At 62.2% G+C, this 12,145-nt stretch carries 12 protein-coding genes; 3 read left to right on the plus strand and 9 right to left on the minus strand.

Annotated elements, in window-relative coordinates:
• Positions 1 to 3: 3 nt before the first annotated feature.
• The 9 genes from J7394_RS01035 to maiA all read right to left on the minus strand — a co-directional run bounded on the left by J7394_RS01035 (position 4) and on the right by maiA (position 9,012).
• Complete coding sequence (locus tag J7394_RS01035; protein ID WP_209250346.1) at positions 4 to 1,413, minus strand: S8 family serine peptidase; 1,410 nt, start codon at positions 1,411 to 1,413, stop codon at positions 4 to 6.
• Complete coding sequence (locus J7394_RS01040; protein WP_209250347.1) at positions 1,410 to 2,135, minus strand: hypothetical protein; 726 nt, start codon at positions 2,133 to 2,135, stop codon at positions 1,410 to 1,412. Before J7394_RS01040 ends, J7394_RS01035 begins: the two co-directional genes overlap by 4 nt.
• A complete protein-coding gene (locus tag J7394_RS01045) occupies positions 2,128 to 2,379 on the minus strand; it encodes a hypothetical protein (RefSeq protein ID WP_209250349.1) in 252 nt (83 codons plus the stop codon). The genes J7394_RS01040 and J7394_RS01045 overlap by 8 nt, the downstream gene beginning before the upstream one ends.
• On the minus strand, positions 2,376 to 3,581 hold the full coding sequence (locus J7394_RS01050) for a hypothetical protein (RefSeq protein WP_209250351.1): 1,206 nt from the start codon (positions 3,579 to 3,581) through the stop codon (positions 2,376 to 2,378). Before J7394_RS01050 ends, J7394_RS01045 begins: the two co-directional genes overlap by 4 nt.
• On the minus strand, positions 3,581 to 4,537 hold the full coding sequence (locus J7394_RS01055) for a hypothetical protein (protein WP_209250353.1): 957 nt from the start codon (positions 4,535 to 4,537) through the stop codon (positions 3,581 to 3,583). Before J7394_RS01055 ends, J7394_RS01050 begins: the two co-directional genes overlap by 1 nt.
• 4 nt (positions 4,538 to 4,541) lie before the next feature.
• A complete protein-coding gene (locus tag J7394_RS23065) occupies positions 4,542 to 7,001 on the minus strand; it encodes a serine protease (RefSeq protein ID WP_209250355.1) in 2,460 nt (819 codons plus the stop codon).
• Positions 6,998 to 7,225, minus strand: coding sequence for a hypothetical protein (locus tag J7394_RS01065; RefSeq protein ID WP_170478141.1), 228 nt, complete (start codon positions 7,223 to 7,225; stop codon positions 6,998 to 7,000). Before J7394_RS01065 ends, J7394_RS23065 begins: the two co-directional genes overlap by 4 nt.
• 146 nt (positions 7,226 to 7,371) lie before the next feature.
• Positions 7,372 to 8,199: a winged helix-turn-helix domain-containing protein gene (locus J7394_RS01070; protein WP_209250357.1), complete on the minus strand. Its 828-nt coding sequence runs from the start codon at positions 8,197 to 8,199 to the stop codon at positions 7,372 to 7,374.
• A gap of 153 nt (positions 8,200 to 8,352) precedes the next feature.
• Complete coding sequence (gene maiA / locus J7394_RS01075; protein ID WP_247747986.1) at positions 8,353 to 9,012, minus strand: maleylacetoacetate isomerase; 660 nt, start codon at positions 9,010 to 9,012, stop codon at positions 8,353 to 8,355.
• 243 nt (positions 9,013 to 9,255) lie between these two features.
• Here maiA and J7394_RS01080 point away from each other — a divergent pair, with 243 nt between their 5' ends.
• From J7394_RS01080 to J7394_RS01090, 3 genes are all read left to right on the plus strand, one after another.
• On the plus strand, positions 9,256 to 9,987 hold the full coding sequence (locus J7394_RS01080) for an HAD family hydrolase (RefSeq protein ID WP_209250359.1): 732 nt from the start codon (positions 9,256 to 9,258) through the stop codon (positions 9,985 to 9,987).
• Positions 9,984 to 10,910, plus strand: a complete 927-nt coding sequence (locus J7394_RS01085) for an aminotransferase class IV (protein WP_209250361.1) — start codon at positions 9,984 to 9,986, stop codon at positions 10,908 to 10,910. Before J7394_RS01080 ends, J7394_RS01085 begins: the two co-directional genes overlap by 4 nt.
• Positions 10,911 to 11,245: 335 nt before the next feature.
• Positions 11,246 to 12,145, plus strand: a complete 900-nt coding sequence (locus tag J7394_RS01090) for an aldose epimerase family protein (RefSeq protein WP_371811915.1) — start codon at positions 11,246 to 11,248, stop codon at positions 12,143 to 12,145.

The raw sequence follows: 12,145 nt of genomic DNA on the forward strand, positions 1-12,145 counted from the left end.
CTTTCAGTGCAGGGGCGTCTTGCCCAGGGTGGATGCATGCGCGGACAGCCGGTCGACGGCTGCAAGCGCGGCTGGCAGGTTGAGAATGCCCGCGCCGCTGCCGCGCGTTGGTCTGTCAAAGGGACGAGCGGTTGCGGTCAGGATTTCGCGAGCCTTAGGCCCGTCGATCGGTTGCGCCCCACGGCGCGCGCGTGCGACCAGAAGGGCCGCGGCACCGGCAACAAAGGGCGCGGCAAAGCTGGTCCCTGTCGACAATTGGTAGCCCTCGATATGCGGCGTTCGAATGGCCTCTCCGGGGGCGGACAGAGCCACGTGGTCGCCCGTGGTCGAAAACTGCGAGGGCTTGCCGTCCGGTCCGACCGAGCCGACCGAGATCACGCCCTCGGCAGCGGAGGGGTGGTAACGCTCGCGCTTGCCTGAATTGCCCGAGGCGGCAACTACGATCGTCCCACGCGCCAGGGCATAGGCCGTTGTGTCGGCATGCGGCATGGGATCACCGGGGCTGATCGCGCTTTCCGCAGTGCCGAAAGAGCAATTCAGAACCTTCGCCCCCAAATCGACCGCGCGTTTGATGCCGCAGTCGATATCCGATAGTGCGCCGACCCCGACGATGTTGTCCGTGTTACCGCGTCGCGGTGTCCGGGCCGAAGCCAGAACGCGCACCGGCATAAGCGAGGTCTGCGTCGCCAGCCCTTGCGGCATGCCGCGCCCGTTACCGCCAATCAGGGCCAGACAGGCCGTCCCATGGGGGTTGTTGGACTCGTCCGGGTCCGTGTCCCGTGTGCCGTAGTCGCCTACCAGAGACAGCCCTTGCGCCAGTTCGGCCCCGGCGAAATTCACCGTGTCGAAACCGGAAGACAACCGCCCTGAGATTTCGGCATGACGCCGCGCGGCCCCGGTATCCAGAACCGCCGTGGTTATGGCCGGGTCGCCGAATTCGGCCGAGGCCCTTCGGTTGGCGCCAATCATGTCCCATGGCCAGGACTCGGGGGCCTCGGTCGACGTGCCGGTCAAGTGCGCGTCAGAGCTGACAACGAAGTAATCCGCGCTGGCCGAGGTCACGACCGCCAATTGCCGCAACGCGTCTGCCGCCTGATCAATGCGGCTGTAGTCCGAAAAGCTGGCCACATAGGTCCGGCTCATGCCGCTGGCGTGTTCTGTCAGGTCAAACCCGCTCGCCTGATTGGCCGGGCTGTGCAGGCGAGCAAGGCGGACATTGCCGCCAAAGACACCCAGAATGCGGTCCAGCGCGCCATGCCCGGTTTTCTGCGCGGGTTGAGCCATTCCGGCCAGTACCGGCGCGCGGCTGGGCAGGTCGGGGTCTTCGCCCAAGGCCAGGGTGAACAGCAACCGCTTCGGCGCGCAATAGAGACGCGCTTCGGGCGCCCAGGGCATCATCAGCCAGCCGGTCATGACGCGCCCTCCGATATCGGAGTGTCCGAGGTTGTGCCGTCCGGCCATTGCAGGGTCAGGGCCGAGGCCGTCGCAGTCATGGGCGCGGCCACCACAAGGCCTTGGGCCCCTTCGTCGATGATTTCAGCGCGCGTACCGGCGAGGCTGGCCATGGGCAGGCCGCCTCGGGCGAGGTTGCGGCCCTGTACGGCTAGACGCATCCGTCCTACGTCGTCGCGTCCTAGGCGGGTGACACGCTGAACGCGCCGTTGTCCGGCCAGATCCAGCGCCTGCTTCAACCGCGCCGCTGGCAGGCGCGAGAGCTTGCGGATGCTTGCCGCGCCGCCTTTGGATTGCGCTGCATCCAGATCGTTGAGGTTGCGCACGCCGATCCATTCCAGCCGGCGGATCTCTTCATCCGACAGATCGTCCATCGCGTCAGAAATATCGGGCTCTTCGGCCTGCATCTCGACGGCGTGTTCTTCCAGCATCTGCCGCGTGACCGTCGTAAAGCTGAGCTTCAGGGTCGACACGTCCCGCTCACCCGGCGCGGCAGGGCGCACCATGATCGCCGCGTCCTGGATGCCGATATCGGCCTTCAGATCGAGGCCCAGTTCCTTGACCGCAAAGGTCAGCCCCGTGGATTCGGTCTTCAAAGCCAGCGCCGCCTGCGCGCGATCCAACTGGGCCGAGATTGCGTTCAGCAGGTCTTCGAGGGGCAGGGCACCTTCGGCGTCAATCATCGCGACCTCCTGTTTCCGAGACGTCAACGGAAAAGCTGAGCGCACCGGTTGGCACGGCCAGATCCCTCGACTGTGTGGCGGTGGGGGGCAGCGTTCTGAACGTCACGCCGCCCTGAACCGGCACGAGCCCGAATTCCATCGGCAGATCAGCCTCGACCCGGCGCAGCCCGCGCAGTCGCAGGTCGTCCAACCGGGTCAGATCCTGCAGAAGCTGCGTCAGCGTTTGGGACAGATCCTGGGTCATGCGCTGCCTCCTGCGGGTGGCTGGGGTTCAGGCTCAGGCATTGCGGGTGGTTGCGGCTGAGACTGCGCCGGCGTTTGGTCAATCGCGACAGAGGCCTGCGGCGAGGCTGCAGCCGGTTGCGATTGCCGTGCCGTGCGTTCCAGCAGAACGCGCTGTGCGTCCGAGATGAAGGACTCCAGCGGTACGGTTTCCGACGCGAATACGACGCGCACTTCGCCTTTCAACTCGGCCTGAATGGCGGCATCCGATTGAGCGTTCACCGAGGTCGACACCATGGCCTGCGCAACGGGCGCAGAAAAACCGGACCGGCCAGACCAGCTGGAGCCCTGCGGATCCTGATCCTGCGCAAAGCCAACCCGCGCCGCGTCGCGGGCCTTGGCGCGGATGCGGACGCTGGCATTGATCTCGCCGCGCTCAACCTTGACTTTATGTAGGCCCATCAGAGCCATAGAGGCGAGTGAGCGCATACGATCCTCGCCCAGCCGATTGCGGGCGGCGGGTACAAGGCGGGTCTCGATCAGTTCTTCGCTGAGGGTTTCTCCGGCCAGATCGAACTCACCCAGCCAAGGGGGGCTTGCGCCCCAGTCGTCGTCCGCCGTGCGCGGCATCACGCGGGGAACCTCGCCCGAAGCCGTGGGCAGGATCAGTTGCAGATCGGCGGGGTAGCGGTCGATCAGCCAATCTTTGACCTGATTGTCGGTGACGTTGTCCCGGCTGAAATCATCAACGGTTTTCGACAGCGAGGAGACGAGATCGGCAAACGCCTCCATCTGCCGGATTGAGCTGTCGACTATGGCATCAAAGGTGCCGTGGATCAGCGAGGCGACGAAGTCGGCGAACCCGATCTCATCCATCATTGCGCCGGTCGCGGCAGGCATGTCGTTGATCGTGCGGAGCAATGATTGCGGCTGGGTCGGTTCGTCTGGTGCGGGGGGCGCATCGGGCTGCGTGCCAAACCGGCTATAGCCGGTTTGCGGGCCGATCATCGCGCCCGCCAGAACATCCCTGTCATAGGGATCGGCCGGGTGCGTCAGGTTTTGTGGTCGGGCCACCAGCGCCTGCCGGACGCGGCTGAGGTTGGTTTGCAGAGCGGTGCGATCCGCTGATGGCATGGCTTGAAAAGCTGCGGCATGGGGCAGGGCTGCGTGGGCGGCCTTTAGGGCCGTTGCAGCATCTTCCGGCATGGCGCGAGGGGTCATCATCAGGCTGCTCCGGGTGTCCAGTTTGCCAAAATGGCGTCACGGTCGAGGGCCGCGAAATGCTCGGCACAGGCTGGGCAGGCCGCCAGGAGGGCCGCTGTTGTGTCGACGGAGCCTGCGGAGGCGACGGCGGCCAAACCGGCCTCTTGCCCAAGGGCGGCGATCGCGGACAGGGTTTTTGCCAGCAGCGGGCCAGTGATGGGGGCCTCGTTACCGGTCAGAAGGTCGATGGCGGGTATCAAGAGCGCCTCGACGGCAAAGCGGTTTTGTGCGGCTTTTGCAGCCGGGTGCTGGCCCAATGCGGACAGAAGCGTCTTGTAAGGCGCGTCCCAAAGGCCTTTGCCGTCTTGCATGGGACGCATGCGCGCCAATGGATCGGCACCTAGAACCCGGTCCAGAATCTCGGACGCGGCATCGCCCAGCAGACCGGACAACTCCGCATCACGCGCCAGCGCCAGCCGGAGCATGTCGCCCATGTCTCCGGTATCGAGCCGCAGCCCCAGCAGGCCAAACCTCAGCCCCGGGCCATCGGGTTCGGCCCCGGCAAAGGCATAGCCCGCCTGGCCCGAGATACCGACGGCCGTACGCTCAACGATCTTCAGAAGGGCGGGTACAGGGATGTCGCTGGCCCGGCTCTGCGCTACGGTGGGGTCGGTGACCACCGTATCCTGCTGGGTGTCTGTCATTGCAGAGCCGGGCCTACCCTCGGGGAGGGGGTGCCCTCCGATCGCTGCCTGTGTCATGGCGCGCGAGACAGGGGCGGGCAGATGCCGCCTGATGCCGTTGGCGGCCAGCGACGTGGCAGGTGCAGCGGCAGTGCCGGCGCGCTGATAGGTGGGCGGCAGGGTGCGCGTGGCACCTCTGGCCGGGGCGGACATCTGGTGCGCAAGACCGGGGTCATGCCGTGCCCTTCCGGGCGGCAGATGACAGCGGAGGGTATGCGAGGTGACATACGACATCTGCTTACCTCCGGTGCGGCGCGTAGGACGTATCGGTGTCGTCCAGCTTGGCCCGCCCCCCACGTACCGAGGATTCGTAGGTGCCGTCGCCATAGAGGCGATAGTCCACGATCACGGTGTCTTCGGTGAAGGTCCAGTTGAAGTTGTAGATCATCGTCACCTTGACAACGGCGACGTTTACACCTGTCTGCCGGGTGGAATTGGCGGTCTCCAGCAGCGGCTCAATATGCATGTCGATCCGCAGCGCGCCGCCCATAGCATCGTTCAGGACATGTGGCGCGGGTTCGATCACGATGCCGCCAACGCCTGTTCCATCATGCAAGAACCGCATGTTGAAATGAGCATACATTGTCCGCACACCGCCATCGTAGACGGGCGAGGCGACCTCGAGGTTGGTTTGCCGCAGCTGATCCCGAGGGACCGGGATATCCGGCGTCGGGTGGCCTCCGGCTGGCAACCAGCCCGCCATGTTCGACAGGTTCCAGGTGATGTCGCCGGATGAACTTTGGAAGGCGGCGATCCCGGCGGCGGCCAGTATCTCGACACCCGCGACGGCGGCGGCAGCGCCCGCACCTCCGGTCATTGCGTGGCCGTATTGGGGGCGGTGCGGATGAGATGGATAGTAGCCTTGTGAGGACGCCACAGGGGTGGTGCCTCCGGACAGGGCCCAGTCGCGTTTGGCTGGCGTCAACCAGACGCCGCGATTGCGGAACTGGTTGCCCGGAACACGCGAGGAATGAACGCCAACAACGGGCATCGCGCCGGTGTCAGATCCATCGCCCTGGATGAAGACCGGCGACCCCGAATTGCCCGAGAGTGTTTGCAGATTGTAGAGGATGCATTCCCCACCATGGGCGATCTCGCGGATGATATCGGCATCCATACGCTGGCGATAGTCAGCCTGCGCCGTCGGCAGCAGGTCCTGCCAGTCAATGTCGTTGTCGCGTTGTGCGCTGCTTGAGGCGCCGTAGCCGCAGACGGCAATTTGCAGATCCTGGGAGGGGCTGAAATTGGCAATCTGGAAGTACTGGCCGTTCGGGGCCGCGTTTGCGACGCGAACAATGGCAAGGTCATGCCCCATGCTGGTGTCGCTGTCAGAGCCGTCATAGAGCGGGTGGAGCGTCACATCCGAGGCGGGCGTGATTGTCTCGACACTGATCGCATCGCGTGCGTTCAGGGTTCCGTCGCTTGAATTCATGGCCGCATAGACCTTGCCGGTATGGGCCATGTTGTATCTGCGGCTTTCCGCGTAGTTATGCGCGTTGGTCAGGATCAGGTTCGGTGCAATGTAGAACCCGGTTCCGGTGAAAGACGCGGTGTGATTGCCCGACTTGGCCCGCGCCTCCATCTCAAGCAACGCGATGGCCGAAAACGGGAAGGCCCGCGTGTCATTGACCCCGGCTGTAAAGGATTCGTAGCGCGACCACGCCTCGCGCAGCTTGTTGATGATATCCAGCGGGTTCAGGCTGTCGAACTCGGGCAGGACATAGTCGAACGGGCGCGCATAGGCGGCTTGCTGGGCGGGCGCGTTCTGAGGCGGCATTGCCGGAGCGGCTGGAGCTGGGGCGGCTTGGCCTGGCATAACGGGCTGAGGCACGGGGGCGGCTTGGCCCGGCATGACCGGCTGCGGCGCAGGTGCAGCTTGGCCCGGCATAACCGGCATTGGGGCGGGCGCGGCCTGTCCGGGCATCACAGGCATGGGCGCGGGCGCTGCATCGCCCGGCATCACCGGCATAGGTTGCGGGGCCGCTTGCCCGGGCATCACGGCGGCCGGAGGGGGGGCTGCAGGGGGAGGAGCGCCAAAGCCGTCATCGTAATCCATTGCAGGCTGCGCCGGTTGCGAGGTGACAGGCGCGGGGGCCTGTGCCTGATTGTGGGATTGGTGCATGAATCCGCTGGGTTGTTGGTTCATTGGATCAGGTCCCTTTCGTGGAAGGCCCGCGCTTGGAAGGTTGGCAGGACGGGAAAGTGGGGTTGCAGAAGAGGGCGTTTCCGGGTCGGGCTGATCTCCGGCCCAGTGCAGAGGCGCCTCTTCCGTTTGCGAGGATGTCCGGTTGGCAAAACCGAACCGGCGATAAAGCCCGGCACCTGTGAAATGCGACGCGCTGACGTAAACGCCCTCGGCGTCTGGTCGAAACAGGGCGAGGCGATTGCCGTCCTGGCGCGCATCGAACAGAGCGGCGGCGGCATAGATCCGGTCGGCGGATTTGAGTTTGATCAGCTTGCCGGGCGGTATCTCGACAATGGCGTCGCCACCATGAACCGGAAATCGGCCCGAAAAGATGATGAAATTCGCCTCGGAACGGTCGCGGGTCGCTTCGGGAAGGAAAAGCCCGGGGTCCGTCGCCAGGACCAGCTCCAACCAGAACTGCCGACCAATCGACGGTGCGTTCACGGCCACGCGGTAGCTGAGCGTGGGTCGCTGGTCCGTGACGGTCATACGAGTTGGGCGAAGCTGGATCATCGGCGCGTCTCTTCATCTGCCAAAAAGGCCTGAAGGATCGCGGGCAGATCGCTCAGCTTCCGGAACGGGGCTGGCTCGGCTATGCGTCCGGGCAGCTTTGGGTCGGCCTCCCAGATGGCGCCTTCAACGGCGTCGCCACTGGACTGCGGTCGCTGCCAGATCGAAACCAGAAATCGGCGGTTTCGCCTCGGCGCTCTGTCGCTATCAGACGATTCGGCTGTCATGGAGACCAGCGTGACCGGGCGCTCTCACCCTAGTCTCACACGGCTCTAACACGTCTCACACAGGATTAAGGCAGCGGGCGGCACGAAAAAAGCCCCTGCGGAACAGGGGCCTGAGAATGTGTTGATATGGCAGGTGTTTAGGAGGGCTAGGCCTTGCCCAGCAACGTGTCCCGAGCCGTTTCGATATGGTCAATCGCGGACTCGACCGCCTTGATCGAAGGGCGCATGACAACGGTGGATTTTCGGGTCTTCCGCGCAATCTTCAAAGCATCCAACGCGCTTGCCGTTTCCAGAGTTGTCCCCGGATCGACCAGTTTCTGCATGACGTCATACTGACGCTTTGCCGCGCTGAACTGGTGTCGTTGCCCGTGAAGCTCGATCAGTTCGAGGTGCCCGGTCTCAAGCGTTGGTTCTAGCTGCAGCAGCCGCTCGGCCAGTTCCGAAACACGGGCCCAGCGTTCCTGTTTGCGCATGTAGCGCAGCAGAGCTTCGATGATCGTCAGATGAGCGCTTCGGAGGGACTCGCGCGTGACGAGGCTCCAGTGATCCTGAGCGAAGGGCAGAAACTCGGTATTGCAGTCGTCGATACAGGCCAAAGCTGCATCTGCCTCATCGGTTGTGGTCAGGTTGTTGCGCAGGACGGATCGGGCCATGTCACCCAAAGCGATCACGTCACAATCGAACGGTTCGGGCGCGGCATATGTGAGGGCATCCCGGCCGTTGGTGATCGTGTGACCTTGCACGCCCGCAGCTTGCAGCAGTTTGCGCAGGCGCCACAACATCGTGTTCAGACGGTCCCTTGCTTTTTCCGGGCTTGCTTCACCCCAAAGTGTTTCTTCGATCCGATCGCGGCCCACGGGTCGGCCATGATTCAACACCAGCATTGCAGCCAAAGTGCACAGTCCGCCTGACGGTATTTTCACCGTTCCGGACGCACCAACCAGGCTGTGACCATTGAGGAAGATCCAGCGCATTCAAACCTCCGGTAAAACAAATTTTAGTAGAATAAGCCTCCGAGCGTACAGCGTGGGATAGTTGTTGGGCAAGGTTTGCTAAGGCCCGTCTTGGCCTTTTATGGGCGCTAAAACAGGTTTAGGCGATAATCCGCTTGCCCTTACGTAAACTTGTCAGCTCGCGTCGGGTTGGTTTTCCGGGCGCGCCTGATCAAAAGCGGCAAGGGACAGCGCGTGTTCTTCGATCTCCAGCAGTCGCGGAAAGCGTGTCATGTCCACCCCCCAGCGATGCGCGTTATAGAGCTGGGGGACAAGGCAGATATCGGCGAGGGTCGGGGTATCTGCGAAACTGAACCGAGTACCGCCAGGCAAAAGCGCTTGATAGGCGGCAAATCCTTCGGTCATCCAATGGTGGAACCAAGCGGTCTGCCCGGCGGAGTCCATTCCCAATTGAGATTTGAGGTAGGTCATAACCCGCAGGTTATTCACCGGGTGGATGTCCATCGCGATGGTGTGCGCGGCGGCTTGGATGCGCGCGCGCAGCAGGGGTTGGGCGGGCAGCAGCTGAGGTTCTGGCGCTATGGCCTCCAGATAATCGATGATGGCGAGCGACTGAGTCAGGACCGTGCCGTCTTCGAGAACCAGGGTCGGAACACCCTTGCCAGGGTTGAGCGCGGAGTAGTCGGGTTCGCTTTGCTCTCCGGCGACCAGATCGACCGGGCAGTAGGCGTAGCTGAGGCCCTTGAGATTCAAGGCGATGCGAACCCGGTACGAAGTGGTCGAGCGCCAGTAGGAATAGAGCTTCATGATATCATCCCGTCGTTGCTGCAGCATTGTTACATCTGTAACGAAATTCAACCTGAAAAATTGCGACATGAAACTGGCGTTTGCCTGAGACCGGTTTGCGTCTCTCTACGAACACTCGATGTTGACAAGATCGGGGTGTTGCGATGACAAGCAGAAGGGGGGTGCGTGAACTTGAAGTTGTGTCCTTATGTGACCGCAGAACATGCTAAAACTTCGGGCTGCGGTCCGCCCGAGAAAACATCTGTCAACCTGACTAAAGGGTCTTAAGAAATGAACATAGCCTGCTGGTCTGGCCCCAGAAATCTGTCCACTGCGATGATGTATGCCTTTGGCGCGCGCGCCGATTGCGCTGTCTGGGATGAGCCGTTCTACGCGGCCTATCTGGCCGAGACCGGGCTGGATCATCCGATGGGAGATCGGATCATCGCCGAGGGCGAAACGGACCCCCTTCAGGTCGGGCAAGGTTGCGCAGCGCAGCCGCCCGAAGGTAAGGCGCATATCTACCAGAAACACATGACCCAGCATATGGTTTGGGGCTTGGATCAGCCCTGGATGGATGGGTTGAAACATATCTTTCTGATCCGCCACCCCGCGCGTGTGCTGGCCAGCTATGCCGCAAAACGCGAAGACCCGACGCTTGAGGATATCGGTTTTGTACAACAGGCCGAGATCTACGATCTGATCCGTGCGCGAACTGGGGCAGGGGTGATCGTCGACAGCTATGACATTCGCCAGGCGCCCGAACAGATGTTGCGGAAACTATGTGCGGCAATTGATCTGCCCTTTGACCCGGCCATGTTATCGTGGCCTGCGGGCGGCCATCCTTCGGATGGTGTTTGGGCCAGCCACTGGTACGCGGCCGTGCATGCTTCAACCGGGTTTGCGGGCGCTGAGGGGGCGCTGCCGACCTTGCCGCCTGCGCTTCAATCCGTCTGCGATGCGGCGATGCCATATTATGAGCGGCTCAAGGCGGATGCACTTGTTCTGGAAGGTGATGCATGACAACTGAACTCTCAACCCACGACGCGGAATACGATGCCCGCAACGATGACCTGAAAATCTGGGTCGATGGCGCGCTGGTTCAAAAGGATGATGCCAAGGTCTCGGTCTATGATTCCGGGTTCATGCTGGGGGACGGCATGTGGGAAGGGCTGCGGCTCTATGATGGATGCTGGGCCTTCTTTGACGAACACATGGATCGGTTGTTTGACAGCTGCAAGGCCGTGTCACTGGACATAGGAAAAACGCGCGAGGAAATCCGCGAGATTCTGGACGCCACCGCCGCCGCCAATAGCGCGACAACCGATGCCCACGCGCGGCTGATGATCACGCGCGGCCGCAAGGCCAAGCCGTTTCAGCATCCCAAGCTGTCGCGCTGGGGGCCGACGATTGTGGCCATCGTCGAACACTCCAAACCCGCCGAGGCGCTGGCCGCGCGGGGTATCCGTTTGGCGACAGTGCCACAGGTGCGGGGGTTGCCGACTAGCCAGGACGCGAAGTTCAACAGCCACTCCAAACTGAACTGTGTCATCGCCTGTTTGCAGGCGGAACAGGCAGGCGCGGATGAGGGGCTGATGCTGGACCCGCATGGCTTTGTGAACACCACCAACGCCTGCAACTTCTTCATCGTACGCAAGGGTGAGGTTTGGACCTCGACCGGGGACTATTGCATGAACGGGGTGACCCGGCAGAAGGTGATCGACCTGTGCCGCGCCAATGACATTCCGGTTTTTGAAAAGAACTACTCTCTCTACGAAGCCTATGGTGCGGATGAGGCGTTTCTGACAGGCACCTTCGGCGCGCAGACCCCAGTGGCAGAGATCGACGGCAAACAGATCGGAGAGGGTAAGGCCGGCCCGATGACATTGCGCATCCGCGCGCTCTACAAGGAACTGGTCGCCCGGAATGTGGCCGCGCAAACGTGATCCTTGGCCAACCAGCGGGGTCGTGATCGCGCTGTTTGGGGTGCCCTGCCTCAAGGAAAGTAAGTGCCATTTAGTGCGGACAAAAAAGCAATTTTCATCTGGTCTAGGCGTTCAACAATATCTATGATAGCGCTAACCTTGAGGCGCGAGCAGCCGCCATTCAGACGTAAACGCTAAGGCATCCGCCGCCTTGGGTGGAGTTGGGACCTGTTCGGCGGTCATATGAGCGCAGTAACTTGGGTCGGTCTTCAAGTTTGCCTTTGGATAGGACCGGAGTTGTCGCGACACTGCGCGACCCGCTGGGGAAAAGGGGAGGCGATTTGCAGATTGAACAGGTGCGGTTGCAAGACAAAGACATGTCCGTCAGCCTCCTTAACTATGGCGCGATCACCCAAGGGTGGTGGATAGACGATACGCCGTTGATCCTCGGCTATGGCGATCCTCAGGCCTATCTGAACGATCCCTTTTATCATGGGGCAATAGTCGGGCGGGTGGCGAACCGGATAAAGGGTGCAGGCTTTGATCTTGAAGGCACGCGATACCGGCTGAACCCGAACGAGAGCGCCAATACACTGCACGGCGGGACCGAGGGCCTGTCTCGCCAAATCTGGACACTGCAGCAGCTTTCGGATCGTGAGGCGGTGATGAGTTACCTTTCCCCCGATGGCGAAGGCGGCTTTCCGGGCGAGGTCAGGTTCGTGCTGCACGTCTCGCTCAATTTTCCCAATCTGATCTATACCATCACGGCCCAGCCGGACCGGCCAACGCCGATCAGCATCGCGCAGCATAACTACTATACGCTTGGCAGTCCTGTAGGCGTTCAGGACTTCAGCCTCCGAATAGATGCCGGGCATGTGCTTGAGACCGATGCGCAGGGTGTGCCAATCGGCAACCTGCAAGACGTACAAAACACGGCGCTAGATTTCACGCACCCGGGCCGCCCGGGCAAAAACATCGATCATTTCTACGTGTTCGACAGCGATCGTGACGCGCAGCAGCCCATCGCGGCGATTGACGCCGCAAATGGGCTTGGATTGCGTGTATTCTCCGACCAGGCCGGGGCGCAGGTCTATTCTGCCGGTTCATTGGGGGCCCCGTTTCACGCGGGCGCGGGTCTGTGTTTTGAACCATCAGGCTATCCCAACGCGCCCAACATCAGCGCGTTCCCCGGCATGGTTTTTTCACCTGAGCGGCCCTATCATCAGACACTTACACTCAAACTCACAGGGACTTAG

The organism is Ruegeria sp. R13_0, assembly GCF_017743995.1.
Lineage (GTDB): Bacteria > Pseudomonadota > Alphaproteobacteria > Rhodobacterales > Rhodobacteraceae > Ruegeria.

Bases quoted from the DNA above. Each gene is read 5' to 3' on its own strand.
- J7394_RS01035 (WP_209250346.1), bottom strand. From the start codon at position 1,413: ATGACCGGCTGGCTGATGATGCCCTGGGCGCCCGAAGCGCGTCTCTAT.
- J7394_RS01055 (WP_209250353.1), bottom strand. From the start codon at position 4,537: ATGTCGTATGTCACCTCGCATACCCTCCGCTGTCATCTGCCGCCCGGA.
- J7394_RS01045 (WP_209250349.1), bottom strand. From the start codon at position 2,379: ATGACCCAGGATCTGTCCCAAACGCTGACGCAGCTTCTGCAGGATCTG.
- J7394_RS01070 (WP_209250357.1), bottom strand. From the start codon at position 8,199: ATGCGCTGGATCTTCCTCAATGGTCACAGCCTGGTTGGTGCGTCCGGA.
- J7394_RS23065 (WP_209250355.1), bottom strand. From the start codon at position 7,001: ATGATCCAGCTTCGCCCAACTCGTATGACCGTCACGGACCAGCGACCC.
- J7394_RS01085 (WP_209250361.1), top strand. From the start codon at position 9,984: ATGACAACTGAACTCTCAACCCACGACGCGGAATACGATGCCCGCAAC.
- J7394_RS01080 (WP_209250359.1), top strand. From the start codon at position 9,256: ATGAACATAGCCTGCTGGTCTGGCCCCAGAAATCTGTCCACTGCGATG.
- maiA (WP_247747986.1), bottom strand. From the start codon at position 9,012: ATGCTGCAGCAACGACGGGATGATATCATGAAGCTCTATTCCTACTGG.
- J7394_RS01065 (WP_170478141.1), bottom strand. From the start codon at position 7,225: ATGACAGCCGAATCGTCTGATAGCGACAGAGCGCCGAGGCGAAACCGC.
- J7394_RS01040 (WP_209250347.1), bottom strand. From the start codon at position 2,135: ATGATTGACGCCGAAGGTGCCCTGCCCCTCGAAGACCTGCTGAACGCA.
- J7394_RS01050 (WP_209250351.1), bottom strand. From the start codon at position 3,581: ATGATGACCCCTCGCGCCATGCCGGAAGATGCTGCAACGGCCCTAAAG.